Source organism: Pseudomonas sp. B8(2017), assembly GCF_002113575.1.
In the GTDB taxonomy this organism is placed as follows: domain Bacteria; phylum Pseudomonadota; class Gammaproteobacteria; order Pseudomonadales; family Pseudomonadaceae; genus Aquipseudomonas; species Aquipseudomonas putida_Z.
In genome coordinates this window covers 66,870-93,527 of sequence record NZ_NEIO01000012.1, presented here as the reverse complement: position 1 = coordinate 93,527, position 26,658 = coordinate 66,870, and the positions used below count along the sequence as shown (strand labels likewise).

General features: G+C 66.2%; 22 protein-coding genes. 10 read left to right on the top strand and 12 right to left on the bottom strand.

The window, feature by feature from the left end; genetic code table 11:
- Positions 1–3: 3 nt before the first annotated feature.
- The 8 genes from CAG22_RS17740 to CAG22_RS17705 all read left to right on the top strand — a co-directional run bounded on the left by CAG22_RS17740 (position 4) and on the right by CAG22_RS17705 (position 11,726).
- On the top strand, positions 4–948 hold the full coding sequence (locus CAG22_RS17740) for a DUF58 domain-containing protein (RefSeq protein WP_041506176.1): 945 nt from the start codon (positions 4–6) through the stop codon (positions 946–948).
- 13 nt (positions 949–961) lie between these two features.
- The gene (locus CAG22_RS17735) at positions 962–1,456 is read left to right on the top strand and encodes a DUF4381 domain-containing protein (protein WP_085693063.1); all 495 of its coding nucleotides are present in this window, start codon (positions 962–964) and stop codon (positions 1,454–1,456) included.
- Complete coding sequence (locus CAG22_RS17730; protein WP_015269460.1) at positions 1,449–2,525, top strand: VWA domain-containing protein; 1,077 nt, start codon at positions 1,449–1,451, stop codon at positions 2,523–2,525. Before CAG22_RS17735 ends, CAG22_RS17730 begins: the two co-directional genes overlap by 8 nt.
- A complete protein-coding gene (locus tag CAG22_RS17725; protein WP_085693064.1) occupies positions 2,522–4,240 on the top strand; it encodes a tetratricopeptide repeat protein in 1,719 nt (572 codons plus the stop codon). Before CAG22_RS17730 ends, CAG22_RS17725 begins: the two co-directional genes overlap by 4 nt.
- Positions 4,237–5,871: a BatD family protein gene (locus CAG22_RS17720; protein ID WP_025338267.1), complete on the top strand. Its 1,635-nt coding sequence runs from the start codon at positions 4,237–4,239 to the stop codon at positions 5,869–5,871. Before CAG22_RS17725 ends, CAG22_RS17720 begins: the two co-directional genes overlap by 4 nt.
- 385 nt (positions 5,872–6,256) lie before the next feature.
- Positions 6,257–7,495: an exonuclease SbcCD subunit D C-terminal domain-containing protein gene (locus tag CAG22_RS17715; RefSeq protein WP_085589251.1), complete on the top strand. Its 1,239-nt coding sequence runs from the start codon at positions 6,257–6,259 to the stop codon at positions 7,493–7,495.
- Complete coding sequence (locus CAG22_RS17710) at positions 7,492–11,136, top strand: AAA family ATPase (protein WP_085705871.1); 3,645 nt, start codon at positions 7,492–7,494, stop codon at positions 11,134–11,136. Before CAG22_RS17715 ends, CAG22_RS17710 begins: the two co-directional genes overlap by 4 nt.
- The gene (locus CAG22_RS17705) at positions 11,133–11,726 is read left to right on the top strand and encodes a glutathione S-transferase (protein ID WP_085589247.1); all 594 of its coding nucleotides are present in this window, start codon (positions 11,133–11,135) and stop codon (positions 11,724–11,726) included. The genes CAG22_RS17710 and CAG22_RS17705 overlap by 4 nt, the downstream gene beginning before the upstream one ends.
- A 121-nt stretch (positions 11,727–11,847) precedes the next feature.
- On the opposite strand, the gene CAG22_RS17700 is transcribed toward CAG22_RS17705, so the two are convergent.
- The 11 genes from CAG22_RS17700 to CAG22_RS17645 form a co-directional block, all read right to left on the bottom strand.
- Positions 11,848–12,027 carry a hypothetical protein gene (locus tag CAG22_RS17700; RefSeq protein WP_085705870.1) on the bottom strand — a complete coding sequence of 60 codons (180 nt, stop codon included), beginning with the start codon at positions 12,025–12,027 and terminating at the stop codon, positions 11,848–11,850.
- Positions 12,028–12,149: 122 nt separating this feature from the next.
- Positions 12,150–13,280, bottom strand: a complete 1,131-nt coding sequence (locus CAG22_RS17695; protein ID WP_025338262.1) for a lactonase family protein — start codon at positions 13,278–13,280, stop codon at positions 12,150–12,152.
- Positions 13,246–13,536, bottom strand: coding sequence for a DUF5629 family protein (locus CAG22_RS17690; protein WP_025338261.1), 291 nt, complete (start codon positions 13,534–13,536; stop codon positions 13,246–13,248). Before CAG22_RS17690 ends, CAG22_RS17695 begins: the two co-directional genes overlap by 35 nt.
- Before the next feature lie 134 nt (positions 13,537–13,670).
- Positions 13,671–16,046: an RND family transporter gene (locus CAG22_RS17685; RefSeq protein WP_024086538.1), complete on the bottom strand. Its 2,376-nt coding sequence runs from the start codon at positions 16,044–16,046 to the stop codon at positions 13,671–13,673.
- A gap of 20 nt (positions 16,047–16,066) precedes the next feature.
- Positions 16,067–17,086, bottom strand: coding sequence for a YCF48-related protein (locus tag CAG22_RS17680; RefSeq protein ID WP_085705869.1), 1,020 nt, complete (start codon positions 17,084–17,086; stop codon positions 16,067–16,069).
- Between the two features lie 288 nt (positions 17,087–17,374).
- Complete coding sequence (gene pepN / locus CAG22_RS17670; protein ID WP_085705868.1) at positions 17,375–20,032, bottom strand: aminopeptidase N; 2,658 nt, start codon at positions 20,030–20,032, stop codon at positions 17,375–17,377.
- Between the two features lie 13 nt (positions 20,033–20,045).
- Complete coding sequence (locus CAG22_RS17665; RefSeq protein WP_085705867.1) at positions 20,046–20,876, bottom strand: DUF2797 domain-containing protein; 831 nt, start codon at positions 20,874–20,876, stop codon at positions 20,046–20,048.
- Positions 20,873–21,133 (bottom strand): YeaC family protein, encoded by a 261-nt coding sequence (locus CAG22_RS17660; RefSeq protein ID WP_003260154.1) that lies wholly within the window; start codon positions 21,131–21,133, stop codon positions 20,873–20,875. Before CAG22_RS17660 ends, CAG22_RS17665 begins: the two co-directional genes overlap by 4 nt.
- A gap of 13 nt (positions 21,134–21,146) precedes the next feature.
- Positions 21,147–22,025 carry a rhomboid family intramembrane serine protease gene (locus CAG22_RS17655; RefSeq protein ID WP_025338257.1) on the bottom strand — a complete coding sequence of 293 codons (879 nt, stop codon included), beginning with the start codon at positions 22,023–22,025 and terminating at the stop codon, positions 21,147–21,149.
- Positions 22,022–22,993, bottom strand: a complete 972-nt coding sequence (locus CAG22_RS17650; RefSeq protein ID WP_075044167.1) for a metallophosphoesterase — start codon at positions 22,991–22,993, stop codon at positions 22,022–22,024. The genes CAG22_RS17655 and CAG22_RS17650 overlap by 4 nt, the downstream gene beginning before the upstream one ends.
- On the bottom strand, positions 22,993–23,883 hold the full coding sequence (locus CAG22_RS17645; RefSeq protein ID WP_025338255.1) for an NAD(+) kinase: 891 nt from the start codon (positions 23,881–23,883) through the stop codon (positions 22,993–22,995). Before CAG22_RS17645 ends, CAG22_RS17650 begins: the two co-directional genes overlap by 1 nt.
- A gap of 88 nt (positions 23,884–23,971) precedes the next feature.
- On the opposite strand from CAG22_RS17645, the gene CAG22_RS17640 reads away from it, so the two are divergent.
- Both CAG22_RS17640 and CAG22_RS17635 read left to right on the top strand, forming a co-directional pair.
- On the top strand, positions 23,972–24,904 hold the full coding sequence (locus CAG22_RS17640) for a DUF1853 family protein (RefSeq protein WP_085705866.1): 933 nt from the start codon (positions 23,972–23,974) through the stop codon (positions 24,902–24,904).
- 224 nt (positions 24,905–25,128) lie between these two features.
- Entirely contained in the window at positions 25,129–25,674 is a 546-nt protein-coding gene (locus CAG22_RS17635; RefSeq protein WP_003260150.1) for a cytochrome b, read from the top strand.
- Here the strand turns inward: CAG22_RS17635 and CAG22_RS17630 are convergent.
- Positions 25,665–26,555 (bottom strand): 1-aminocyclopropane-1-carboxylate deaminase/D-cysteine desulfhydrase, encoded by an 891-nt coding sequence (locus tag CAG22_RS17630; RefSeq protein ID WP_085705865.1) that lies wholly within the window; start codon positions 26,553–26,555, stop codon positions 25,665–25,667. The two genes, CAG22_RS17635 and CAG22_RS17630, sit on opposite strands and share 10 nt — an antisense overlap.
- Between the last annotated feature and the right edge of the window lie 103 nt (positions 26,556–26,658).

Sequence of the window (26,658 nt, the reverse complement as noted above, 5' to 3'; positions counted from 1 at the left end):
CCCATGCCCACCGCGTCGCTGGCCGAACCCGGCATCCGCATCGGCCTTGCCGAGCTGATCGACATGCGCCACCGCGTGCGCGAAATCCAGCTGTTTTCCCGGCCCGGCCAGCGCAGCCCGCTGGTGGGCCTGCACCACTCCAAGCTGCGTGGGCGCGGCGTGGACTTCGACCAGGTGCGCGTCTACCAGGCTGGCGACGATGTGCGCAACATCGACTGGCGGGTTACCGCGCGTACCCAGGAGCCGCATACCAAGCTGTTCCACGAAGAGCGCGAACGGCCCATCTTCATTCTTGTCGAGCAGAGCCAACGGCTGTTCTTCGGCTCGGGGCTGATGTTCAAGTCGGTGCTGGCCGCCCAGGCTGCAGCGCTGTTCGGCTGGGCCGCGCTGGGCCATAACGACCGCATCGGCGGGTTGGTGTTCGGCGACAACGAGCACCACGAAATCAAGCCCCGGCGCAGCAAGCAGAGCCTGCTGCAACTGCTCAACCGCCTGGCCAAGGTCAACCAGGCGCTGCACACCGAGGCCACGCCCGGGGCCGACAGCCTGGGCCTGGCCCTGCGCCGCGCCCGCGAAGTGCTGCGCCCCGGCAGCCTGGCCATCGTGATCTGCGATGAGCGCTCGCTCACTGCCCAGGTGGAGCAGCACCTGGCCATGCTCTCGCGCCATTGCGACCTGCTGCTGATGCCGGTGTCCGACCCGCTCGACCACGCCCTGCCTGCCGCCGGCCTGCTGCGCTTTGCCCAGCGCAGCGCGCAGCTGGAGCTCGACACCCTGGACGCCAACCTGCGCCAGGCCTACCGCCAGCAGGCCGAAGCGCGCATCGAGCGCTGGGAGCTGATGGCGCAAAAGCTGCGCGTGCTGCTGATGCCACTGAGCACCCAAAGCGAGATGATCGAGCAACTGCGCGAGTACCTGAACGCCCAGCGGCCACGGAGCGCGTCATGAAGAGCAGCGGCCAATGAACCCGCTTGACCAACTGCAGCCGCTGATCGCCCCCGCGCCGATCGGCCTGTGGCCACCGGCACCCGGCTGGTGGCTGCTGCTGGCCGTGATGCCGCTGCTGGCCTGGGGCCTGTGGCGGGTGCGCCACTGGCGCCCGGGCAAACGCCGCATCGTGCGTGCCGAACAACCCTTGGATCCGGTGCGCGTGGAAGCGCTGGCCGAACTGGCGCGCCTGCCGCGCCCCTACGACGGCGCCCCGGCCGGGGCCTGGCTGCAACAGATCAACGCCCTGCTCAAGCGCCTGTGCCGCAGCCACTACCCGGGTGCCAACAGCCATACCCTCAACGGCCGCCAGTGGCTGGCGTTTCTTGACAACCGCTGCCCGGCCGCCGGCCTGACCCGCTGGATGGTACTGGTCGAAGGCGCCTACAAACCCGAGTGCAAGCTCGACGACAAGGCCATCGCCGGGCTCAGCCAAGCCGTCGAAACCTGGATTCGCAAGCATGTTTGAACTGGCCTGGCCGTGGGTCTTCGCCCTGTTGCCGCTGCCGTGGCTGGCGCGCCTGGTGCTGCCGGCCGCCGACAGCGGCGAACCGGTGCTCAAGGTGGGCTTCCTCGACGAACTGGAAGGCCTGGCCGGGCGCCGCGCGCGGCTCAACCTGCCGACCTGGCGCCAGCAGGCGCCCTTTGTCGTCATCTGGCTGTTGCTGCTGTGCGCCGCCGCCCGCCCGCAATGGTTGGGCGAGCCGGTGCCAGTGGCTGCCAGCGGCCGCGACCTGCTGGTGGCGGTGGATGTTTCCGGGTCGATGGACTTCCCCGACATGCAGTGGCAGAACGAAGAAATCAGCCGCCTCGACCTGGTCAAGGCGCTGCTCGGCGACTTCCTGCAGGACCGCGAGGGCGACCGCGTGGGCCTGATCCTGTTCGGCAGCCAGGCCTACCTGCAGGCGCCGCTCACTTTCGACCGGCGCACCGTGCGCACCTTCCTCGACGAGGCGCAGATCGGCATCGCCGGCAAGAACACCGCCATCGGCGATGCCATTGGCCTGGCGGTCAAGCGCCTGCGCCAACGCCCGGCACAAAGCCGGGTGCTGGTGCTGATCACCGACGGCGCCAACAACGGCGGGCAGATCCACCCGCTGACCGCCGCCCGCCTGGCCGCCCAGGAAGGCGTGCGCATCTACACCATCGGCATCGGCGCCAACCCCGAAGCCAGTGGCACCCCCGGCCTGCTCGGCCTGAACCCGAGCCTGGACCTGGACGAAGCCTCGCTCAAGGAAATTGCCGACATCACCCACGGTACCTACTTCCGCGCCCATGACGGCGCCGAACTGGACGCCATCGGCGACACCCTCGACCAGCTCGAACCGGTGGCCCAGCAACCGACCCAGGCGCGCACGGCCAAGGCCCTGTATGCCTGGCCCCTGGCCCTGGCCTTGCTGCTGAGCGTGCTGCTGGTGCTGGCCGTGCAATGGCCCGACAACCTGCTGCACCGCCTGCTGCGCAAGCCGCGCTTCCTGCAACCGCACCCGGAATGGCGCCAGCGCCTGAAGCGCCTGCGCCTGAGGAGGCGGCGATGATCGAACTGTGGCCCGAATGGCTGCGCCCGCTCTGGCTGCTGGCCGTGCCCCTGCTCGCCTGGCTGCTGTACAAACTGTGGCACCGGCGCAAGCGCGCCGGGCGCTGGCAGATGATTCTGCCGCCGGCGTTCCATGGCGTACTGCTCGGCGGTGGCAGCGGCAGCACCAGCAAGCTGCCGTGGGTGGCGCTGGGCCTGGCCTGGGTGCTGGTGATCCTGGCACTGCTCGGGCCCAGTTGGCAGCGCGTGGAAGAAAGCCGCCAGCGCCCGGCCGACCCGCTGGTGATCCTGCTCGAACTGACCCCGCAGATGCTCGCCGAGGACAGCCCGCCCAACCGCCTGGAGCAGGCGCGGCGCAAGATCCTCGACCTGCTGGAGCACCGCCGCGACAGCCAGACCGCGCTGGTGGTCTACGCTGGCTCCGCGCACACCCTGGTGCCACTGTCCGATGACCTGGCCACCAGCCGCAACCTGCTCGAGGCGATCGACCCGTCGATCATGCCCAAACCCGGCCAGCGCGCCGACCTGGCCGTGCAAAAAGGCCTGGCCCTGCTGGCCCAGAGCGGCCTGGGCCAGGGCCGCCTGCTGCTGGTAGGCTCGTCGCTCAGCGCCCCGGAGCGCCAAGGCATTGCCCAGGCGCTCGGCCGCCAGGGCCCGAGCCTGCTGATGCTGGGCATCGGCAGCCGCGAAGGCGCACCGGTGCGCCAGGCCAATGGCGAATACCTCAAGGACGACCAGGGCGGCATCCTGTTGCCACGCCTGGACAGCGCCAGCCTCAAGGGCTTCATCAACGGCACCGGCGGGCGCTACCGGCATGCCCGCATCGACGACCTCGACCTGCGTGGCCTGGGCCTGTTCGACAACCCGCGCGCCGGGCGCAATGACGGCCAGACCCTGCAACTGGACAGCTGGGCCGACCAGGGTTACTGGCTGCTGCTGCCGCTGTTGCTGCTGGCCGCCTGCGCCGGCCGACGCGGCTGGCTATTCTGCCTGCCGCTGCTGCTGGCCCTGCCCCAGCCCAGCCAGGCCTTCGAGTTCAACGACCTGTGGCTGCGCCCCGACCAGCAAGGCCAGCGCCTGCTGGAGCAGAACCGCCCGGCCAGTGCCGCGCGCCAGTTCCAGGACCCGCAATGGCGCGGCATGGCCCTGTACCAGGCGGGCGACTATGCTGGCGCCGCCGAAGCCTTTTCCCAAGGCGACACTGCCGCCGCCCACTACAATCGAGGCAATGCCCTGGCCCATAGCGGTGAACTGGAAGCCGCCCTGGACGCCTACGAACAAGCCCTGGAACGCCAGCCCGACCTGCAAGCGGCGCTGGACAACCAGGCACTGGTGCAGCAACTGCTGCAACAGCGCGAAGCCAAGGCCGAGGAACAACCAGCCAGCAGCGATGCCCAAGGCACGCCCGGCAGCGAAACCGAAGGCAACAGCAGCTCGGCCAGCAGCCCGGCCCAGGGTACGCCCGGCAACGACGAACAAGCCAGCGCCGAACAGCCCGGCGAAGGCAGCAGCAACAGCCAGGTAGCGCCCGGCAACCAGGCGGGCGCGGATGACAGCGTCATCCAGCCGCCGCAGCGCCCGGTATCGACCAGCCTCGATGCCGAACAGCGCCAGGCCCTGGAACAATGGCTGCGGGAGATCCCCGACAACCCGGCGGAGCTGCTGCGGCGCAAATTCTGGTATGAACAGCAATTGCATCAGGAAACCCCACGATGAGTCGCTTCGGCGTCTTTCTCCTCAGTCTGCTGTGGGCCGTGCTGGCCCAGGCCGAACCGCTGCTGCGAGCCAGCGTCGACCGTACCCGCCTGGAAGCCGGCGAAAGCCTGGAGCTCACCCTGGAAAGCCAGGACGTCACCCAGTTCGGCAAGCCCGACCTGCGCGCGCTGGAGGGTGACTTCGAAGTGCGCGGCACGCGCCAGCTGAACAGCCTGCACAGCCTCGACGGCGAAACCCGCGCCAGCACCCGCTGGATCATCACCCTGCTGCCGCGGCGCAGCGGCAGCCTGCGCATCCCCGAACTGCAACTGGGCCAGTCGCACAGCCAGGCCATCGAACTGCAAGTGCTGCAGGCCGATGCCAGCCGCCAGGACAGTGCCTCGCAGGTGTTCATCGAAGCCACGCTCGACAGCAGCGAGGTCTACGTCCAGGCCCAGGCCGTGCTCACCCTGCGCATCTACCATTCGGTGGCACTGTACGACGACAGCAGCCTCAGCCCGCTGCAACTGGAGAACGCCAAAGTCGAACCGCTGGGTGAATCGCGCACCTATGAAAAGGAAATCAACGGCGTCCGCCACGGCGTGATCGAAACCCGCTATGCCGTGTATGCCCAGCAAAGCGGCACCCTCGACATCCCGCCACTGACCTTCACCGCCACCGCCGCCGCCAGCCCGGACCAAGCCCCACAAGCCAACGGTACGGCCCGGGCCGGCCACCAGGTGCAGGTCAGCTCGCTGCCATTGCGCCTGGCCGTGCGGCCGATTCCGGCGGCCTGGCCTGCTGGCGTGCCATGGCTACCGGCCCGCAGCCTGACCCTGGAAGAGCACTGGAACCCCGACCCTGGCAACCAGCAGGTGCAGATTGGCGACTCGCTGACCCGCAACATCACCTTGCGTGCCGAAGGCTTGTCCAGCACCCAGCTGCCGCCGCTGCCAGCCACCGAAATCACCGGCCTGCGCCGTTACCCCGACCAGCCGTTGCTGCGCAACGAAATCAGCGAGCGCGGCATGACCGCCAACCGCGAAGAGCGCGAAGCCCTGGTGCCGACCCACAGCGGTACGCTGGCCCTGCCGGCGCTGGAAGTGGCCTGGTGGAACACCCGCGAAGACCACCTGGAGCACAGCAGCCTGCCGGCGCGCACGCTGAACGTGCAGGACAACCCGGCGCTGAGCGCCGACACCCCGGTTGGTGACAACAGCAGTGCCAGCAGCTTGCTGTGGCCCTGGCAGCTGGCCACCCTGGTGTTCGCCCTCACCACCTTGCTGGGCTTTGCCCTGTGGTGGCGCGCCCGCTCGCAGCCAGCGGTGCTGCGCGCCGCGCAGGCCGGGCCGAGCCCGCGTACCTTGCTGGATGATCTCAAGCGCGCGTGCCAGGCCAACGACCCGCAGGCCACCCGCCAGGCGTTGGACGCCTGGGCCCGCCAGCAGCCAGAGACCCTGGCCGAGATGGCGGCGCGGTTCGTGCCGTTGTCGGATGCACTGGATGGGTTGAACGGGGCGCTGTATAGCGAGAGCGGGCAGTATTGGCAGGGTGAGGATTTGTGGCGGGCGATCGGTACGATTCCGCCGGCTGAGCAGGTATTGCTGCCGACCGGCGAGAACGGCAGCCTGCCGCCGCTATATCCTAAGTAAGTGGTTGCTGTGCCGGCCTCTTCGCGGGCATGCCCGCGAACACCGGCGCAGCCGGTGCCACCGTAAGATATTTCTGAACCTGCACCCCAATGCTTCAGAATCAACCCGCTTAGGACACAGCCCCAAGACAAGCGCGGCCCCTGTAGGAGCGGCCTTGTGTCGCGAAAGGGGCGCAAAGCGTCCCCAGGATCTTCATCACCGCAAAATCGCCGGGGCCGCCATGCGGCCCTTTCGCGACACAAGGCCGCTCCTACAGAAAGCGTGATCACATCAAGGCTGCCAGGTGTTCGCCGACACACTTTCAGGCGAGCACCTGTTAGCCCCATGCTTGGGTTACCATACCGCCCTTTCCCCGCTTGCTCGACTCGACACCAACAGGTCATCCATGCGTCTGTTTCATACCTCCGACTGGCACCTGGGCCAAAGCCTGCACGGCCAGGAACGCGACTTCGAACACGCCTGCTTCCTCGACTGGCTGCTCGGCCAGCTGCGCCTGCGCCAGCCGGATGCGCTGCTGATCGCCGGCGATATCTTCGACACGGTCAACCCGCCGGTCAAAGCCCAGGAACGTCTCTACGACTTCATCGTCCAGGCCCACGAACAACAGCCGAAGCTGGACATCGTGATGATCGCCGGCAACCACGACTCCGGCTCGCGCATCGAGCTGCCCGCGGCACTGATGCGCCGCCTGCGCACCCATGCCCTGGGCCGTGTGCACTGGCTGGACGAGGGCCAGCTGGACGCCGAGCGCCTGCTGATTCCGCTGACCAACGGCCGTGGCAAGGTCGCCGCCTGGTGCCTGGCCTTGCCCTTCCTGCGCCCGGCCGAGGTGACCGGCCCGCAATTGGGCGACGACTACCTGCAAGGCATCACCCAGGTGCACCAGCAGCTGATCGCCGCCGCGCAAAAGAAGCGCAAGAAGGACCAGGCGCTGATCGCCATCAGCCACGCGCACATGGCCGGTGGCGCGGTGTCGGAGGACTCCGAGCGCAGCCTGATCATCGGCAACGCCGAGGCGCTGCCGGCCAAGCTGTTCGACAAGGCCATCAGCTACGTCGCCCTGGGCCACCTGCACAAGCCGCAGAAGGTCAACCGCGAAGAACGCATCCGCTACAGCGGCTCGCCGATCCCGCTGTCGTTCGCCGAAATCAACTACCCGCACCAGGTGCTGGAAGTGGAGCTGGACGGCACTGGCCTGATCAGCGTCGAACCGCGCCCGGTACCGCGCGCCGTGGCCCTGCAACGGGTCGGCCCGGCACCACTGGGCGAACTGCTGGAGCAGTTGGCCGAGCTGCCAGTGATCGACCTGCTCGAAGACCCCAACCGCCAGCCCTGGCTGGAGGTGCGGGTGATACTGGATGAGCCGCAACCCGACCTGCGCCAGCAGATCGAAACCGCACTGGAAGGCAAGGCCGTGCGCTTGATCCGCATCAGCGCCGAATACGCCGGCCGCAACAATGCCGAAGACGATGACCTGGCCTTTGTCGAACTGGCCCAGATGACCCCGCAGGACCTGTTCAGCCGCGCCTGGGAGCAGGCCTATGGCAACCCCGCCGACGAACAGGCGCTGGCCGACTTCGCCCTGCTGTTGCAGGACGTGCAGCAGGAAGAGGAACAGCCATGAAGATTCTTGCCATCCGCCTGAAGAACCTGGCATCCCTGGCCGGCCCGGTCGATATCGACTTCACCGCCGAACCGCTGGCCAGCGCCGGCCTGTTCGCCATCACCGGGCCTACCGGGGCGGGCAAAAGTACCCTGCTCGACGCCCTGTGCCTGGCGTTGTTCGGCACCGTGCCACGGCTGAACGACATTGGCCGCGAGGCCAAGGTGCCGGATGCAGACGGCGAGATCCCTACCTCCGACCCGCGCAACCTGCTGCGCCGCGGCACCGGCAGCGGCTTTGCCGAAGTCGATTTCGTCGGCATCGATGGCCGCCGCTACCGCGCCCGCTGGGAAGCCAACCGCGCCCGCGACAAGGCCAACGGCAAGCTGCAGCACAGCCGCCAGAGCTTCTATGACCTGGACAGCGAGCAGGTACTGGGCAGCGGCAAGAACGAATACAAGCAACTGGTCGAAGCCCGCCTGGGCCTGAACTTCGAACAGTTCACCCGCGCGGTGATGCTGGCCCAGAGCGAATTCGGCGCCTTCCTCAAGGCCGACGACAAAGAACGCAGCGAGCTGCTGGAAAAGCTCACCAACACCGCCATCTACACCCGCCTGGGCCAGCGGGCCTTCAGCAAGGCACGCGAAGCCGGCGAGGCCCACAATGCCCTGAAGGACCGTGCCAGCCACCTGCTGCCGATGGCCGCCGAAGCCCGCGCCGAGCTCGACCAGCGCCTGGAACAGGCGCAACAGCAGTTCAAGGCCGACCAGGCCGGCGAGCGCCAGCTGGAGCAGCAACGCAACTGGCTGAACGAGCAGCGCCAGCTGCAGGCCCAGCACGCCGAAGCCGGCACCGCGCTGCAGGCCGCCGAGCAGGGCTGGCAACAACTGGCTGACCAGCGCCTGGACCTTGTGCGCCTGGAGCGCCTGGCCCCGCAGCGTCACCAGTTCCACCGCCAGCAGGCACTGACCGCGCAACTGGCACCGCTGGCAGCGAAGATCGCCGAACAACAGCAGCAGCAAGCCGAGCTGCAAGTGCGCACCAGCGAGCTCGAACAGGCGCTGGACGCCGCGCGTCAGGCGCTTGCCGATAGCCAGGCCCAACACAGCGAGAACGCCCCTCGCCTGCGCCAGGCCTTCGCCGCCCAGGACAACCTGGCCCGTCTGGAGCAGGAGCTGGCAGCACAGCGCAGCGCCGGCCAGCAGGCCGAGCAGCAGGTCGCCGAAGGCCAGCAGCACCTGCAGCAGCTGGAAGACAACCAGCAGCGCAGCCTGCAGCAACTGGCGCAGATCGACACCGCGCTCGCCGACAGCCAGCACCTGGCAGGCCTGGCCAATGCCTGGCACGCCTACCTGCCGCAACTGAAGCAAGTGATGCTGATCGGGGGCCGCCTGGCCAAGGGCCGTGAAGAGCTGCCCGGCCTGCAAGCCCAGGCCAGCCAGGCCAATGCGCACTTGCAGGCCGAGCGCGATGCCTTCGAGCTGCTGTTCCGCGAAGCCAAGGCCGAACCCCAGGCCCTGGCAGAACAGATCGACCTGCTGGGTGGCATGCTGCAGGACAACCGCAAGCAGCAGCGCGCCGTGGAAGAGCTGTCACGCCTGCATGGCCGTGAACTGGAACTGCGCCAGCAGCTGGAGGCCGTGCGCGTGCGTCAGCAGCAGGCCATGCAGCAGCGCCAGCAACTGATTACCGAAGGCACCGCCGCCAAGGCCGAGCTGGAAGCCGCCGAGCAAGCGCTCAACCTCACCCGCCAGTTGCTGGAACGCCAGCGCCTGGCACGCAACACCAGCGTCGAAGAGTTGCGCGGCCAGTTGCGCGACGGCGAACCCTGCCCGGTGTGCGGCAGCGCCGAACACCCGTTCCACCAGCCTGAAGCGCTGCTGCAAAGCCTGGGTCGCCATGACCAGGCCGAAGAAGATGCCGCGCAGAAACAGGTCGAAACCCTCAACAGCAAGCTGGTGGAGCTGCGCACCCAGCTGGGCGTGGTCAACGCCCAGCTCAAGGACTTCCAGCAGCAACAGCAGTACCTGGACGAACAGCTGCAACCGCTGGTGGCCCAGGTGCAGGCGCACAGCCTGTGGCCGGCCCTGGCCCCGCAGGACGACAAGGCCCGCAGTGCCTGGCTCGACAGCCAGCTGCGGCGCCTGGACGAAGAAATCGGCCAGGACGAGAAACGCCAGAGCGCCCTGCTCGCCCTGCAAAAAGATGCAGCCCGTCTCAACCAGCAACTGCAGGCCGCCCAGCAGGCGCAACAGCAAGCCCAGCGCCACCTGGAGCAACAGCACCAGGCCCTGGCCAGCGACGAGCAGCAGTTGCAGCAAGGCCTCGCGGACCTTGCCGGCGTATTGCCCGAAGAGGCCCTCAAGGCCTTGAACGACGACCCGGCCAATGCCTTCCTCGCCCTGGATCAGCAGATCGCCCAACGCCTGCAGCAACTGGAGCAGCGCAAGGACGAACAGGAAGAACAGCAAGCCCGCCAGGCCCAGCTGGACAAGCTGCGCGACCAGCAGCAGGCACGCGTGCAGACCCATCAGCAGCTGCAGCAGAAACTTGCCGCCCTCGACGAGCAGCGCCAACAGGCCCAGGCTTCGCTTGGCGAACTGCTTGGCGGGCACGCAAGCGCCGAAGCCTGGCAACAGCACATGGACGCCGCGCTGGAGCAGGCCCGCGCCCTCGACGCCGACACTGCCCAGCGCCTGCAGGAGCTGCGTACCCAAGGCGTGCAACTGGCCAGCGAACTCAAGGCCAACACCCAGCAGCAGCAGGCGCTGGACGCCGAGTGCCAGCAGTTGCAGGGCCAGATCGCCCAGTGGCGCGCAGAACACCCGGAACTGGACGACGCCGGCCTGGATCGCCTGCTGGGCATGGAGGACGTACAAGTCAATGAGCTGCGCCAGCGCCTGCAAGGCGCCGAAAAGGCCATCGAACAGGGCCGCGTGCTGCTGCAGGAGCGTGAACAACGCCTGCAGCAACATGCCGCGCAAATGACCGTGGACACCTCGGCCGACGCCTTGGAACAGGCCCTGACCGAACTGCGTGAACGCCTGGCCGGCCATGAGCAGCAATGCGCCGAACTGCGTGCACAGCAGGCCGATGACCAGCGTCGCCAACAGGCGCACCAGGCGCTGGCGGCGGAAATCGAACAGGCCCACCAGCAGTGGCAACGCTGGGCTCGCCTGAACGCCCTGATCGGTTCGGCCTCGGGCGATGTGTTCCGCAAGATCGCCCAGGGCTACAACCTCGACCTGCTGCTGCACCATGCCAACGCCCAGCTGCGCCAGCTGGCCCGCCGCTACCGCCTCAAGCGCGGCGGCAGCGCCCTCGGCCTGCTGGTGCTGGACACCGAGATGGGTGACGAACTGCGTTCGGTGCACTCGCTGTCTGGCGGGGAAACCTTCCTGGTGTCGCTGGCCCTGGCCCTGGGCCTGGCCTCGATGGCCTCCAGCACACTGCGCATCGAATCGCTGTTCATCGATGAAGGCTTCGGCAGCCTCGACCCCGAGTCGCTGCAACTGGCCATGGACGCCCTCGACGGCTTGCAGGCCCAGGGCCGCAAGGTGGCGGTGATTTCCCACGTGCAGGAAATGCACGAACGCATCCCGGTGCAGATCCAGGTACGCCGCCAAGGCAATGGCCTGAGTGACGTGGAGGTGTGCGGGTGATCCTCTACTCGTTCCGCCGCTGCCCCTGGGCCATGCGCGCGCGCCTGGCCCTGCGCTATGCGGGGTGCGAGGTGGAGATTCGCGAGGTAGCGATGAAGAACAAGCCGGCAGAACTGCTGGCCTTGTCACCCAAGGGCACGGTGCCGGTACTGGATACCGGTGCCGGGGTGCTCGAAGAAAGCCTGGACATCATGCGCTGGGCGCTGGAGCAAAACGACCCACAGGACTGGCGGCTGCAGGCCGACCCTGTGGCGGCGCAGCAAGCTGAAACACTGATTGCGCGCAACGACAGCACGTTCAAGGCGCAGGTGAACCTGTACAAGTATGCCGAGCGCTACCCCGAGCATACCCGCGAGCATTACCGCCAGCAGGCCGAGGCCTGGCTGGCGGAGCTCGAAGGCCTGCTGGCAGGCAGGCCCTACTTGCTGGCCACGCACCCGAGCATTGCCGATGCCGCGTTGCTGCCCCTGATGCGCCAGTTTGCCGGGGTCGAACCGCAGTGGTTCGCCGAGGCGGCTTATCCGCGGGTGCGGAGCTGGCTGGAGGGGTGGTTGGCTTCGGAGCTGTTCAAGGCCGTAATGGCCAAATGAACCCTGTTTCCTGTACTGGCCCTATCGCCGGCAAGCCGGCTCCCACAGGGACGGCGCTGGACCTGAGGCCTGCTCAACCCCTGTGGGAGCTGGCTTGCCGGCGATAGGGCCAGTACAACATTCAGTGGGTGTGCTTGCCACTCAATGCCGCATGGAAGTTGGCACTCTGGCGCAGGTACTGTTCGGTGTAGCTATGGGTAGCAGACGCCTTGCCGCTGCTGTCGGCATGGGCATGCGTCGGCAATACGACCGAAGCGGAAATGGCGGATGCGGCAATGACCGGGAAGAGATTGAAGTTCATCTGGGCTGACCTCGACGGCGGTGGTTTGACGTTGGCCCGTTTGGGCCTTGGGTCAAACTTACGCCGCCGAAGCCGCAGGCAAAAATTCATTGCGCCAGTATCGATTATCACGCCGATCGATATCACTCGATGAATTTCAGGTCCGACGGCGCATCCTGCTTCAGCGTCTGCACCGTCTCCAACAGCTTGCCGCTGCGCGGATCGCGGCGTATCACCACGATCTGGTTGCTCTTCTGGTTGGCCACCAGCAGGAAGTTGTCACTCGGATCGAGGGCGAACTCGCGGGGATGATCCCCCTCCACCGAACGGCGCTGCAGGAATGTCAGCTGGCCATCCTGCTTGCCCACGCTGAACACCACGATCTCGTTGGCCGTGCCTCGGTTGCTCACATACAGGAAGCGCCCGTCTGCCGACAGGTGCAAGCCACCTGCCGCTTTCGCCGCAGCTTCCTTGCTCTCGGTCAGGGGCAGGCGCTGGCGTTCGACCAGGTTGCCCTCCTGCACATCGAACATCACCACGTCGGCACTCATTTCCAGGGTCAGGTAGGCGTGCCGGCCCTTGGCGTCGAACAACAGGTGGCGCGGCCCGCTGCCCGGCGGCAGGTCCACCGACGCGGGGATCGCCGGCGTCAGCGGGTGGTCTGCGCTTGCACCGTCGTAGCGGTAGATGAACACCTTGTCGGCACCCAGGTCGCTGGCATACAGGTGGCGGCCGTCGGGTGACAGCACCAGCGAATGCACATGGGCGCCGGCCTGGCGCTCGGGGTTGACCCCGCTCGCCTTGTGCCGGGCCTGTTGCACCACCGGCTTGAGCTTGCCGTCCTTGGCCACCGGGATTACCACCAGGCTGCCGCCAGGGTCGGGCTTGACTGCGTAGTTGGCCACGAATAGATAACGCTGGTCCTGGCTGAGGCTGGCGTGAGTCGGCTCGTCACCTTGGCTGGCCACCTGGTTGATGGGCTTGATCTCGCCTTTTGCACTGACGCTGAAGCTGCTGGCATGGCCGTTCGGGGTTTCATTGACCGCGAACAGCTGGCGTTGATCGGCCGACAATACCAGCCACGAAGGGCTGACACTCTTCACCACCTGCTGCGGCGCAGGGTCGATATGGCCGGTCTTTTCGTCAAACTGATAGCGGTAGATGCCCTGGCTGGCGCCATCGGTGTAACTGCCCACCAGCAAGGTAGCGGCGTGGGCGTGGAGGGTCACGCTCATCAGGCTAGCGGTCAGCAGGCTCGTCCAGATCCGATTCATCTTCGTCATCATCCGGGGCACGAAAGGCACTCATACAGACTAGTCGATGCTCGCCGTTGGCATCGTCGAGTTGCCACTCGTCACCCACGGCGATGGCAGCAGTGATCTGCTCGGGGGTGAAGGACCAGCGGCGGAGCTGGCGGCCGTCCATGCATTCGATGGTGAGGCCGGATTCATCGGAGGTGAAGTCGAAGGCGTGCAGGCCGTCGATCAGGAGCATGTCGCAGGACTGCAGGGCGGTGGCGAGGGGGGACATGGGGGTACCAATCTGAAATGAGTTGGCATTATAGCCCTGGGGCTGCTTTGCAGCCCATCGCGACACAAGGCCGCTCCTACAGGGATCGCATCAGCCTGCCGATACGCGTTCCCCTGTAGGAGCGGCCACTGCGGTCAATGAGCGAAAATGGAGCCCCCCTCCTTGCCCACCATCTTCTCAGGCTTGATCAGGAACCTTGCCAGCGCCGGCAACAGCCACAGCGCACCGAACATGTTCCACAGCAGCATGAAGGTCAGCATCAGCCCCATGTCCGCCTGGAACTTGATCGCCGAGAAAATCCAGGTGCACACGCCGATGGCCAGGCACAACCCGGTGAACAGCACCGCCTTGCCAGTCGAGCGCAGGGTCTCGTAATAAGCCTCCTGCAACGGCAACCCGGCGCGCAGGAAGCTTTCCAGCCGGCTGTAGATGTAGATGCCATAGTCCACGCCAATGCCCACACCCAGCGCCACCACCGGCAAGGTCGCCACCTTGACCCCGATGCCCATGTAGGCCATCAGCGCGTTGCCCAGCACCGAGGTCAGCACCAGCGGCAGGACGATGCACAGGGTGGCGGCGAACGAGCGGAAAGTAATCAGGCACATCACCGCCACACAGATGTACACCAGGATCAGGATGGTCAGCTCGGCCGACTTGATCACCTCGTTGGTCGCCGCTTCGATCCCGGCATTGCCCGCCGCCAGCAGGAACTGCAGGCCTTCCTTGTTGTGGCTGTCGGCAAACGCCTTGGCCACGGCAGTGACCCGCTCCAGGGTTTCGGCCTTGTGGTCGTTGAGGAACACCAGCACCGGCGCCAGCGAGCAGTCGCCGTTGTACAGGCCATCGGCGCGGGCGATGGAGTTGTTGAGGATGTCCGGGTTGCGCGACAGGGTTTCCCATTTCAGGCTGCCCTCGTTCATGCCCTTGATCACCTGCTTGGACACGGTCACGAGGGAAATTGCCGACTGCACGCCCGGGGTGTTCTGCATGGTCCACATCAGCTCGTCGATCGGCGCCATGGTCGAGTGGATCGAGCAGCTTTCCGGCGGGGTCTTGACCATGATCACCAGCACATCGGAACTGGTCGAGTAGTTGCTGATGATGAAGTTGTTGTCCTGGTTGTAGCGCGAGTCGGGGCGCAGCTCCGGCGCGCCCTGGTCGAGATCGCCGATCTTCAGGTTCTGGCTGTACCACAGGCCACCGGCGAAGGCGACCAGCGCCAGGGCCACCGACACCGGCGCCACCTTGGCACTGGCGAAGTTCGACAGCAGGCGCCAGAACGGGTGCTCGCGGGTGGCGTCCTGCTTGCTGCGCTCGACGGCCTTCTTGCTGATGCCGACGTAGGAGATGGCTACCGGCAGCAGGATGAGGTTGGTGAACACGATCACCGCCACACCGATGGAAGCACCGATGGCCAGTTCACGAATCACCCCGATGTCGATGATCAGCAGGGTGATGAAGCCCACTGCGTCGGCGAGGATGGCGATCATCCCCGGCAGGAACAGCTGGCGGAACGTGCGCCGGGCGGCGGTCAGGGCGTTGTCGGCGTCACTCGACTGCAGGGCGATACCGTTGATCTTCTGCACCCCGTGGGAAATGCCGATGGCGAAGATCAGGAACGGCACCAGCATCGAGTACGGGTCCAGGCCAAAGCCCACCGCATGCATCAGGCCCAGCTGCCAGACCACCGCCACCAGGGTGGTGATGAGCACGGCGATGGTGCTGCGGATGCACCAGGTGAACCAGTACAGCAGCACCCAGGTGATGGCCAGGGCGACGCCAAAGAACATCGCCACCATCACCAGGCCGTCGATCAGGTCGCCGACCTTCTTGGCGAAGCCGACGATGTGCACCTTGACGTTGGGGTTCTGTGCCTGGAACTTGTCGCGGATTTTTTCTTCCAGCTGGTGCGAGAACTGCTGGTAGTCCAGCTTCACCTGCTTGCCCGGGTCCTGCGGGTCTGGGTAGCTCTCCAGCAGCGGCACGTCAACGATGCTGGATTTGAAGTTGTTGCCCACCAGGCGCCCCACCTGGCCCGACTTGAGCACGTTGTCGCGCAGGGTGTCGAGGCTGTCCTGCGAGCCGTTATAGGTGTTGGGGATCACCTCGCCACCGGAAAAGCCTTCCTCGGTGACCTCGCTCCAGCGCACGCTGGGGCTCCACAGCGACTTCAGCCCGGCACGGTCGACGCCAGGGATGTAGAACACTTCGTCATGGATCTGCCGCAGGGTCTCCATGTAGTCCTTGTCGAAGATGTCGCCATTCACGGCCTCCACCGAAATGCGCACGGTGTTGCCGAGGTTGGCCAGGTCGTTGCGGTGCTCCATCATCTGCTCGATGAACGGGTGCTGCAGCGGGATCATCTTCTCGAAGCTGGTGGACGGGCGAATCTGCGTGGCCTGCCAGAACAGGAAGATGCTGACCAGTACGCACAGGGCGATGACCACGGGGCGATTGTTGAAGATCAGGCGTTCGAGCAGCGTGGCCTTGTCCTGGTGATGCGGGTGCATGGTGATGCTCTCCCTGCTGGTCATGGACGCACCTCCTGGTCAGCACCCTGCGGGTCAGCCAGGTGCACGCCACCCTGCCCTACCAGCAGCAGGCCGCCATCGGCCAGGCCGCTGACGCCGGCCAGGGCAATGCGGTCGGCGCGGTTGTAGACACTGAAGGTCTGGCCATCATCGGTACTGCGCAGCACGCTGCCGCCATTGCCGACCAGCACCAGGCTACCGTCCTGGACAAGCGTAGCGCCTGCCAGGCCGAATTCGAGGGTGCCCCGTGCGGCCTTGAGCTCGATCGGCTGCCAGCTGTCACCAAAATCGGTGGAACGGAACAGGTTGCCGCGCAGGCCGTAGGCCAGCAGGGTGTGCGGCTGGGCAGTGCCGATCACGCCGAACAGCGAGCCCTCGTAAGGGCCCTCGACCTTGGCCCAGGTCTGGCCGTTGTCGGCGGAGCGGAACATGCCACCCTGCTCGCCGACGATGAACAGGCCCGCGTCACGCACCTGGGCGATACCGTTCAGGTGCAGCTGGTCGGGGTTGTCCAGGCGCTCGGCCACGTCCTGCCAGTGCTGGCCGCCGTCGGTGGTTTCCAGCAAGGCGCCATAGGCACCTACGGCAAAACCGTGCTGGGCGTCGAGGAAGGCGACATCGAGCAAGGGTGCTTCGCGGGACAGGTCTTCGAACTGCTTGCTCCAGGTGGCACCACCATCGCTGCTGGCGAGCACCAGCGCATCATGGCCGACGGCCCAGCCGCGCTTGTCGTCGAGGAAGAACACCGCGGTCAGCAGTTGCCGGGTGGGCACCCGCGCCTGGGTCCAGGTGCTGCCCTGGTCGTCGGAGAACAGGATATGACCGCGATCGCCCACCACCACCAGGCGCTTGCCGGCATGGGTGGCGTCGATCAGCAGGCTTTGGCTGGCCTTGGCTGATTCGGTGGAATACTCGTCGGCGGCAGCGGCTTGCACGCTGTCAGCCCACACGCCAAGCCCCAGCGCCAGTACCGCGCCGGCTGCCAATGGCCAGGCAAAGCGCCTGTTCTGTTCCCTCATGACTGTCCCCCTGTTGTGTTCTTGTGTGGTGGGTCAATGCACTGCAGGTACTGCGAAAAGCCTGATCTAGAGGCCTGCAATAGCTTGAGGGGATCGTAGCGGGGATATCTGCGGGAACACAACGGGCGGGGTGTTATGTTTTGTTGTCGGCCTTGTAAAGCCGGGGCCGCTGTGCGGCCCTTCGCGGGCACGCCCGCTCCCACAGGGATATCACAGGCCTTGAAAGCAGTGATATCCCTGTGGGAGCGGGCGTGCCCGCGAAGGGCTGCAAAGCAGCCCCCTTGGCCCTTAAGCCAGGCTCTTGCTCACAACCTCATACACATCGCTGGACAGCTCACCAGAAGCCAGAATCCGCTCCAGCTCGCCCTTCATCAGGGCCTGACGCGCATCGTCATACTTGCGCCAGCGGGTCAGCGGTGCCAGTTGCCGCGAGGCGATCTGCGGGTTCAGCGCATTCAGCTCGATCACCAGGTCCGCCAGGAAGCGGTAGCCGGAGCCATCCGCCGCATGGAAGTTGACCAGGTTCTGCCCGGCAAAGGCGCCGACCAGCGCACGTACCTTGTTCGGGTTCTTCAGGGTGAATGCCGGGTGCTGCATCAGCGCCTTGACCCGCGCCAGCCCGCCCGGCAGCGTACTGGCCGCCTGCACGCTGAACCACTGGTCCATGACCAGCGGGTTGTCCTTGAAGTGCTCGGCAAAGCTTTCCAGGGCCTTGGCACGCTCGGCCTCGAACGGCGAGTTGACCAGCACGGCCAGGGCGGTCAGGCGCTCGGTCATGTTGTCGCAGTGCTCGAACTGCTCCAGGGTCGCCTGCAGCACCTGCGGCTTGCCGCTCTGCATCAGGTACGACAGCGCGATGTTCTGCAGGCTGCGGCGGGCGAAGTGCTCGGCCGAGGCCACGTAGGCGGTGCTGCGCGACACTTCGCGGTTGGCCTGATAGCGCGCCCACAGGGCGTCGAACAGTTGCTCGGCGATCTGCTGGCGGGCGAACTCGCGGGCGGCGTGGATGGCGTCCACGTCGGCCACCTGGCTGATCTCGGTGAGGTAGGCCTCACCCGGCAGCGAGAGCATTTCGGCAACCATGGCCGGGTCCAGCGACTCGTTGCCGAGCACGGTGCCCAGGGCGCTAATCAGACGCTGGTCGAGCTTGAGTGCTTCGCCGCGCTGATGCTGGCCGATCAGTTCCTGCAGCACCTGCACCGACAACTGCTGCCCCGCCTCCCAGCGGTTGAAGCCGTCGCTGTCGTGCTGCATCAGGAACATCAGCCGGTCGCGGTCGTAGGGGAAGCTCAGCTTGACCGGTGCACTGAAGCCACGCAGCAGCGAAGGCAGCGGCTTGGCCTGGATGCCCTGGAAGGTGAAGGTCTGCTCGGCCTCGGTCACCGATAGCACGCGGCTGGTGCCCTGCGCCGTCGCTTCGCCGGCCAGTTGCAGCGGCAGGTCGTTGCCTGCGGCATCCAGCAGGCCAAGCTCCACCGGGATCACGAACGGCAGTTTTTCGGCCTTGTCCGGGGTCTGCGGGCAGCTCTGGCGGAAGGTCAGGCTGTAGGTCTGCGCGGCCGCGTCATAGGCCTCGCTGACTTCCAGGCGTGGGGTGCCGGCCTGGTTGTACCAGCGCTTGAACTGGGTGAAGTCGACGCCGTTGGCGTCTTCCATGGCCTTGATGAAATCGTCCGTGGTCACCGCCTGGCCATCGTGGCGTTCGAAGTACAGGTCGCTGCCCTTGCGGAAGCCGTCTGCGCCCAGCAGGGTACGAACCATGCGCACCACTTCGGCGCCCTTCTCGTACACGGTCAGGGTGTAGAAGTTGGAGATCTCGATGAAGCTGTCCGGGCGCACCGGGTGGGCCATGGGGCCAGCGTCTTCGGCGAACTGGTGAGTACGCAGGTAGGCCACGTCTTCGATGCGCTTGACCGTGCGCGAGTTCATGTCGGCGCTGAACTCGGCATCGCGGAACACCGTGAAGCCTTCCTTCAGCGACAGCTGGAACCAGTCACGGCAGGTGACGCGGTTGCCCGACCAGTTGTGGAAATACTCGTGGGCGACCACGCCTTCGACGCGCTGGTGTGCGGCATCGGTGGCCGTTTCGGCACGGGCCAGCACACAGCTGGAGTTGAAGATGTTCAGGCCCTTGTTTTCCATGGCGCCCATGTTGAAGTCGTTGACCGCGACGATCATGAAGATGTCCAGGTCGTACTCGCGGCCATAGACTTCTTCGTCCCAGCGCATGGACTTCTTCAGGCTGACCATGGCGTGGTCGCACTTGTCGATGTTCTCGGGCTCGACGTAGATGCGCAGGGTCACGTCACGGCCGGACTGGCGGGTGAAGCTGTCCTCGACGCACCACAGGTCACCGGCCACCAGAGCGAACAGGTAGGCCGGCTTCATGAACGGGTCTTCCCAGGTCGCCCAGTGGCGACCATCGTCTGCCGGCCCGCTGCCGATCGGGTTGCCGTTCGACAGCAATACCGGGTAGCGATGCTGCTCGGCGATGACCGTGGTGGTGAAGGTGCTCATCACGTCCGGGCGGTCGAGGTAGTAGGTGATCTTGCGGAAGCCTTCGGCCTCGCACTGGGTGCAGAACATCTTGCCCGACTTGTACAGGCCTTCCAGTGCGGTGTTGCTTTCGGGGTGGATCTTCACGCTGGTGTCGAGGGTGAAGCGCTCGGCCTTGGGCTGCACGGTCAGGCTGTCGGCATCGAGCTGGTAGTCGCCCGGCTGCAGCTCCTGGTCATCCAGCGAGGCGCGCAGCAGTTCCAGCTGCTGGCCATCGAGCTCCAGTGGCGGCAGGCCGGCACCGCGTGCCGGGTTGCGGCGCATGACAAGTTGCGCGTGAACCAGGGTGTGGTCCTCGAACAGCTCGAAGGTCAGGTGCGTCTCGTCGATCAGGTACTCGGGCGCCTGGTAATCCTCGAGGTAGATCACTTGCGGTTGTTCGGTACGCATGTGCAGGTCCTTTTTACTGGAGCACGGCCAACTGGTAGGCCGTGTACTTGCGAATATTGATCACACCGGTGTCGAAGATCAGGTACTGGCCCTTGATGCCCAGCAGCGTGCCTTCCACTACCGGGTCCTTGTCGAGGTTGAAGCTGACGATCTTCGATGGGTAGGCCTCGACCGGGTACTTCATCTGCACCACTTCGGCGTCGGCCAGCGGCTGGATCGCCTGCAGGCCGAAGCGCCCCTGCAGCTCGCGCAGGCCATCGGCACAGGCGTCGAACACCTGTTCACGAATGGCGACCAGGTCGAGCTCCTCGGCATCGCCCTTGAGCAGGGCGCGCCAGTTGGTGCGGTCCGGCACCTGGCTGCGCAGCAAGTCTTCGACCAGGCCGGACTGCTGGCGGGTGGCCACGCGCGCGATCGGCAGGGCCTGGCTGGCACCCTGGTCGAGCCAGCGGGTGGGCAGCTGGGTGGCGCGGGTGATACCGACCTTGATCCCCGACGAGTTGGCCAGGTAGACCACATGGTCGGTCATGCAGAACTGTTCGCCCCACGACGGTTCGCGGCAGGTGCCGGCGTCGTAGTGGCACTTTTCCGGGGCCATGATGCACACGTCGCACTGGGCCAGTTTGGTCATGCACGGGTAGCAGTAACCCTGGCTGAAGCTGGTCTTGGTGCGCTTGCCACAATGGCTGCAGTGAATGGCGCCGAGGTATTCGAGGCGCAGGCGCTGGCCGATCAGCGGGTTGACCGGCACCTGCGTGTCATCCAGACGGAAGCTGTACTGCACCACTGGCGCCTGCAGGCTTACCGCCATCTTGCTCAACGAGCCACGAGCGAGTTCGATCAATGTACCGAGTCCGACTTGAACAGAATGTTGGCGATCGGCGCGGACTTCGAGGCGCATTCCTGCGGGCCCATGTAGCCGGTACGCTGGTCTTCGGGCAGGTTTTTCATCTCCCAGGCGATTACCGCCTGCAGCGACAGCTCTTTCTGCTCGGCAGTGAGCTTGCGGCCATCCGACCATTTGCCGATTTCCACGGCCAGTTTCAGGCTCTCGTAGATTTCCGGGGTGATGTTTTCAATCATTTGCGCGAAAGTGGACATAGTGTCTCCTGATTCAAGCCGACAGTTTACGCCGGGCCAGCGCCCCACCCAAGAGCCCGGTCAGGCATCCGATGAGCAGCCCGCCGACGTGGGCGGCGTTGGCGATCTGGCCAAGGCCCAGGGTGTCGATCACGCCGCTCAGGCACACCACCAGCCAGATCAGCATCATCACCAGCACGCCCTTGGGCAGGTTGAAGTAACGGTCGGGTGCCAGCCACTGGTACAGCCAGATGTGCCCGAGCAGGCCGTACAGCACGCCGGACAGGCCGCCGAACAGGCTCGGCCCGCTGCTGTAGTGCTGGGCCAGGTTGGACACCAGGCTGAACAGCAGGGTCAGGCCCAGCAGAGCCCATGGGCCCTGGCGCAATTCGATGCGTTTGCCCAGTTCCCAGTACCACAGGCTGTTCATGGCCAGGTGCAGCACGCCGAAATGCAGCAGCATGGGCGATACCAGGCGCCACCACTGGCCTTCGTCCAGGCTTTGCGCCAGCGGGCTGAAGTACAGGTAGTCGCCCTGGACGCGGAAATCGAGGAAGGTGAACCAGCTGATGGTGGTGAAGTTGTCGCCCAGGCCGGTGAGGCCGGCAACGATGAAGCACAGCAGCAGGGTCAGGGTGGTGATCTTGCAGGCGCGGGCCTGTTCCGCCAGGGAGGGCCCTTTCGCGGGCTCGCCCGCTCCCACAGGATCGGTGGTGGCTGGCAGGTCGGCGTTGCCGTCGGGGTAGCGCTGGTAGAGTTCGCGGACGTCTGCGGCCAGGGTGTCGGGGGCCCAGAGCACCTGGGCATCGCCCTCCTCGCTGACCCGGTGCGGCACCTGCAGGCGCTGCAGCAGGTGAACGAAGCCGCTGAGGTCGACCGACAGCGGCAGGCGCATCACTTCGATAATGTTCATTGGTTGGCCTGTGGGCGGTCGACATCGACCCAGACGAACTTGTGCGGGTCGATGCGGGTTTCATCATCCAGCCGGTAGGCGGCCAGCTTGCCGTAGAGCACGGCGCTGTAGTCCAGGCAGGCCAGGTTGGCGCGGATCGGCGCCGGGCGGCCGCTACGCCAGTAATGGCCGACGAACAGCATGGGCTCGTCTTCGGCATAGCGCAGCAAGGCGTTCTTCTGGCTGTGACTGAGCGGGGTGCTGGCCACTTCCGCGGGCAGGGCGTCTGGCTGGAACACGATGTCGCCGTAGGTTTGCGGGTCTTCTTCCCAGAACTTGGTGCGGAAGAAGGCACGGGTCAGGCCGTCGCCGCCGGTGAGGGTCAGGCCGTCCGGCAGGCGCATGTCGGTACCGCGCAGCAGGCGGTTGCACACGGTGGCGGCAAAGCTGCCGCTCACCGCCGAGGCCTGGATGAAGTGCTCGTCGATACGCCCGTCGGGGTACTGCTGGCGCAGCGGCTCGATCAGCCGCGGGTCCCAGCAGGCATGCACCAGGCGGAAGCGCCCGGCGTCGACGAACAGCGGCAATTCGTAGAACCAGTTGACGAAGTCGTGCCAGTCAGCGGGGTGGTGGGCAAACTGGGTCAGGGTTTCGTCGATCAACCGGGCGTGGCGCGGCGTATGCTCGCGCACGAAGGCCTTGCCGCTGCCAGGCAGTGCCGGGGTAACCCAGCCCAGCGCGTTGTACTCGTGGTTGCCCATGATGCAGAACGCCTGGCCGGCCTCGACCATGTCGTGGACGATGTGCAGCGCCTCGCGAATGCGTGGCCCGCGGTCGACGATGTCGCCAAGGAACAGCGCCTGGCGCCGCGGGTGGCGCCACACGCCTGCCACACGCTTGTAACCGAGGGCGTCGAGCAGGCGTTCAAGGGTCAGCGCACAACCGTGCACGTCACCGATGATGTCGAAACTACGCGCCGGATCGAGCATCAGTCGTCCCTGCTTCCCAGGCGGCTGCCCCAGCCGAGCTTGGTGCGGCAGACCTCGTAGTAATTGTGGTCCAGCGGGTGGATCAGGCGCAGCTTCTGCGGTTTCTTGCTCACCGTGATGGTGTCGCCGGGGGCACAAGTGAAGTGGTTCTGGCCGTCACAGGATACTTGCGGGTAGATCTGCAGGTCCTTGGACACCACGATCTTCAGCTCGCTGTTGCCGTCGACCACGATCGGCCTGCCCGACAGCGTGTGCGGGTACATTGGCACGATGACGATGGCGTCGAGCTTGGGGTGCATGATCGGGCCGCCGGCCGACAGCGCGTAGGCGGTGGAGCCGGTGGGGGTGGCGACGATCAGGCCGTCGGCCTTCTGGCTGCAGACGAACTGGCCATCGATGTAGATCTCGAACTCGATCATGCGCGTGGACTTGCCCGGGTGCAGCACCACGTCGTTCAGCGCATCACCTTGGCCGATGGCTTCGTTGTGGCGGCGTACCTCGGCCTGCAGCAGGAAGCGGTTTTCCACCAGGTAGTGGCCGTCGAGCACTTCGGCGACCTTCTCTTCCAGCTCGTCGGGGCGGATGTCGGTAAGGAAGCCCAGGTTGCCTCGGTTGATGCCCAGCACCGGAATGTTGTGCCGGGCCAGGGCGCGGGCGGCACCCAGCAGGCTGCCGTCGCCGCCGACCACGATGACCAGGTCACAGACCTCGCCCAGCAGCTTGCGGGTAGAGGTTTGCAGGCCATGGCCGGGCAGCACTTCGGCGATGGTGTCCTCAAGGATCACGTGCAGGTGGCGCTCGAGGAGGAATTTTTTCAGTCGGCGAATGGTGTCGAGCACCTGCGAGCTACCAAGGCGGCCGATGATACCGATATTGCGAAATTGCTCCATGGGGCTCCTGCGAGGCTCTGCGGCGGGTGACTATGCCGCGATTATGGGCGAAACCACCGGGTAGCGGCAAACCGGCTATGCTCGCAGGATGATGCCATTCGCCCTGCTCCACGACCTGCCCCGGCAGCTACGCCGCCCCAACGTGCGCGACCTGGCCTGGGCCCTGCTGTCGCCCCCGTTGCTCAGCGCCCCGCCCTGCCCCCAGCGCCACCCGCTGGCGGGCAGCCTGTGGGCGGACCAGCCACAGCGCCTGGCAGACTGGCTGCGGGCGCTGGATAACGATGACCGCCCATTGCGCGACTGGCTGGCGCAGCTGGGCAGCCGGCGCCTGGGGCACTACTACGAACGGCTGTGGCAATTCGCCCTGGGCCAGGCCCCGGGCATCGAACTGCTGACGGCCAACCTGGCGATTCGCGAAGGCGGGCGCACCCTGGGCGAGCTGGATGTGGTGCTGCGCGACCGCGATGGTGTGCACCACCTGGAACTGGCCATCAAGCTGTACCTGGGCCCGGAGCACGCCGGGCACGACCCCGCCGCCTGGCTGGGGCCGGGCTGCCATGACCGACTGGGAAGCAAACTGGCGCACCTGGCGCGACACCAGCTGCCCATGTCGGCGGGGGCGCACAGCCGCGAGGTGCTGGCCCGGCTGGGGGTGGAGCAGGTGCAGGCGCATGTGTGGCTGGGTGGCTATCTGTTCTACCCGTGGCCTGGGCATGCGCAGCCACCACAGGGCGCCAACCCGCAGCACCTGCGCGGGCGCTGGCTGCGGCGGCGGGACTGGGTCATGGGCGAAGGTGAGCGATGGCAGCCGCTGCAACGGCATGCCTGGCTGGCGCCGGCGCGGGTCGAGGCGCAGGAGTGCTGGGCGGTGGAGCAGTTTGCGGCGTGGCTGCACGTGTTGGAGCGGCAGGCTCCGGCGCAGTTGCTGGTGAGGTTGGAACAAGAGGCTGACGGGGCGTGGCAGGAGGCCGAGCGGGTGTTTCTGGTGGCTGACAATTGGCCATTTACACCCGAGGCATGATGCCGGCTGTTCCGGCCTCTTCGCGGGCTTGCCCGCTCCCACAGGTACTGCACAGGTCTCTGGCTCTGCGCTATGCCTGTGGGAGCGGGCAAGCCCGCGAAGAGGCCGGTGCAGACAACACAATTTTCACAGACCTGGCGCAAAGATTTGTTCCCCCGTAGCCATTACAGTACTTCCTGAGCGCCGGCAAGAGCGCCATTCCGACCTGATGACGAGGACCGATCATGGTTTCATCCACCCCCGCGACCCATTACGCGCGCCTGTCCATCGCCCTGCACTGGCTGATGCTGGTGCTGCTGGCCGCTGTCTATGCCCTTATCGAACTGCGTGGCCTGTTCCCCAAGGACAGCGTCGAACGCAACCTGATGAAGGACCTGCACTTCATGCTCGGGCTCAGCGTGTTCGTGCTGGTCTGGTTGCGCCTGGCCATCCGCCTGAGCCGCCCGACTCCACCCATCGTGCCCAAACCTGCGGCCTGGCAGACCGGCCTCGCGCACCTGATGCACCTGGCGTTGTACCTGCTGATGATAATCCTGCCGCTGGCCGGCTGGCTGATCCTCAGCGCCGCCGACAAACCAGTGCCGTTCTTCGGCCTGGAGCTGCCGCACCTGATCGGCCCGAACCCGGACCAGGCCAAGTTCATCAAAGGCTGGCATGAGCGCATCGGCAGCTGGGGCTACTGGCTGATCGGCCTGCACGCTCTGGCCGGGCTGTATCACCACTATGTACAGCGCGACAACACGCTGCTGCGCATGCTGCCCTACAAGTAACCGCGCCGGCCCTGCAGGCCGCCGGTGTGCACCACGATCAGGCGGGTGCCGGGCGCGAACAGCCCGGCCTCGACCTGCTCACGCAGGGCCAGCAGGGCCTTGCCGGTGTAGAGGGCTTCGAGCGGCACGCCGGTGTGCCGCTCGCAATCGGCGATGAACGCCAGCAGCTCAGCGTCGAACTTGCCGAAACCGCCACGGCAGGCGTCGTGCAGCTGGTAGCCATGCGCGCCGGCCAGTGTCGCTACCACCTCCGGCACACCATGGTCCCTGGGTACCGCCAATGCACCATGCACCACATGTGCGCCCGCCTCGGCCATTACCAGGCCGGCCAGGGTAGTCCCCGTTCCGGCAGCCAGCCACCAGGCGTCGTAGCCCGACCAGCCCAGTGCCGCGATCTGCGCGCGCGCCTGCTGCATGATCAGCGCGCAGCCCTGTGCACCGGCCAGCCCGCCGCCCCCTTCGGGGATGCAGTGCCAACCCGGGTAGCGTGCCTGCCAGGGTTCCCAGAAACCCGCTTGGTTTCGTGCGCGATAGCCGCCATAGCCCAACCAGTGCAGTTCCATGCCCAGCGCCTGCAGGTCACGCACGGTTGGCGTGTCCTGGGCGTGGCCACGCAGCAGGCCGGCGGTGGCGAAGCCGAAGCGATTGCCGGCAGCGGCCAGGGCGTGCAGGTGGTTGGAATGGTTGCCGCCGAGGCTGATAAGGCCCGGGGCGTTGCTGGCGCTGGCCTGTTGCAGGTGGTGGCGTAGCTTGAACCATTTGTTGCCGCTGATCAGCGGGTCGATCAGGTCCAGGCGCAGGATGGCGGTTTCTACCTGGGCTTGTTGGAGCCAGGGCAGGATCAGGGGCTGCAGGGGGGGTTGGGGGAGGTCAAATTGCATCGCGCGAGTTTACCAGTGATATCCCGGGGCTGCCTTGCAGCCCTTCGCGGGCTTGCCCGCTCCCACAGTCAGGAGTGCGTTATCCCTGTGGGAGCGGGCAAGC

What these genes read in the sequence shown, in the direction of transcription:
- CAG22_RS17740 (WP_041506176.1), top strand. Translation starts at nt 4, where the DNA reads ATGCCCACCGCGTCGCTGGCCGAACCCGGCATCCGCATCGGCCTTGCC.
- CAG22_RS17735 (WP_085693063.1), top strand. Translation starts at nt 962, where the DNA reads ATGAACCCGCTTGACCAACTGCAGCCGCTGATCGCCCCCGCGCCGATC.
- CAG22_RS17730 (WP_015269460.1), top strand. Translation starts at nt 1,449, where the DNA reads ATGTTTGAACTGGCCTGGCCGTGGGTCTTCGCCCTGTTGCCGCTGCCG.
- CAG22_RS17725 (WP_085693064.1), top strand. Translation starts at nt 2,522, where the DNA reads ATGATCGAACTGTGGCCCGAATGGCTGCGCCCGCTCTGGCTGCTGGCC.
- CAG22_RS17720 (WP_025338267.1), top strand. Translation starts at nt 4,237, where the DNA reads ATGAGTCGCTTCGGCGTCTTTCTCCTCAGTCTGCTGTGGGCCGTGCTG.
- CAG22_RS17715 (WP_085589251.1), top strand. Translation starts at nt 6,257, where the DNA reads ATGCGTCTGTTTCATACCTCCGACTGGCACCTGGGCCAAAGCCTGCAC.
- CAG22_RS17710 (WP_085705871.1), top strand. Translation starts at nt 7,492, where the DNA reads ATGAAGATTCTTGCCATCCGCCTGAAGAACCTGGCATCCCTGGCCGGC.
- CAG22_RS17700 (WP_085705870.1), bottom strand. Translation starts at nt 12,027, where the DNA reads ATGAACTTCAATCTCTTCCCGGTCATTGCCGCATCCGCCATTTCCGCT.
- CAG22_RS17695 (WP_025338262.1), bottom strand. Translation starts at nt 13,280, where the DNA reads ATGAATCGGATCTGGACGAGCCTGCTGACCGCTAGCCTGATGAGCGTG.
- CAG22_RS17690 (WP_025338261.1), bottom strand. Translation starts at nt 13,536, where the DNA reads ATGTCCCCCCTCGCCACCGCCCTGCAGTCCTGCGACATGCTCCTGATC.
- CAG22_RS17685 (WP_024086538.1), bottom strand. Translation starts at nt 16,046, where the DNA reads ATGCACCCGCATCACCAGGACAAGGCCACGCTGCTCGAACGCCTGATC.
- CAG22_RS17680 (WP_085705869.1), bottom strand. Translation starts at nt 17,086, where the DNA reads ATGAGGGAACAGAACAGGCGCTTTGCCTGGCCATTGGCAGCCGGCGCG.
- pepN (WP_085705868.1), bottom strand. Translation starts at nt 20,032, where the DNA reads ATGCGTACCGAACAACCGCAAGTGATCTACCTCGAGGATTACCAGGCG.
- CAG22_RS17660 (WP_003260154.1), bottom strand. Translation starts at nt 21,133, where the DNA reads ATGTCCACTTTCGCGCAAATGATTGAAAACATCACCCCGGAAATCTAC.
- CAG22_RS17655 (WP_025338257.1), bottom strand. Translation starts at nt 22,025, where the DNA reads ATGAACATTATCGAAGTGATGCGCCTGCCGCTGTCGGTCGACCTCAGC.
- CAG22_RS17650 (WP_075044167.1), bottom strand. Translation starts at nt 22,993, where the DNA reads ATGCTCGATCCGGCGCGTAGTTTCGACATCATCGGTGACGTGCACGGT.
- CAG22_RS17645 (WP_025338255.1), bottom strand. Translation starts at nt 23,883, where the DNA reads ATGGAGCAATTTCGCAATATCGGTATCATCGGCCGCCTTGGTAGCTCG.
- CAG22_RS17640 (WP_085705866.1), top strand. Translation starts at nt 23,972, where the DNA reads ATGATGCCATTCGCCCTGCTCCACGACCTGCCCCGGCAGCTACGCCGC.
- CAG22_RS17635 (WP_003260150.1), top strand. Translation starts at nt 25,129, where the DNA reads ATGGTTTCATCCACCCCCGCGACCCATTACGCGCGCCTGTCCATCGCC.
- CAG22_RS17630 (WP_085705865.1), bottom strand. Translation starts at nt 26,555, where the DNA reads ATGCAATTTGACCTCCCCCAACCCCCCCTGCAGCCCCTGATCCTGCCC.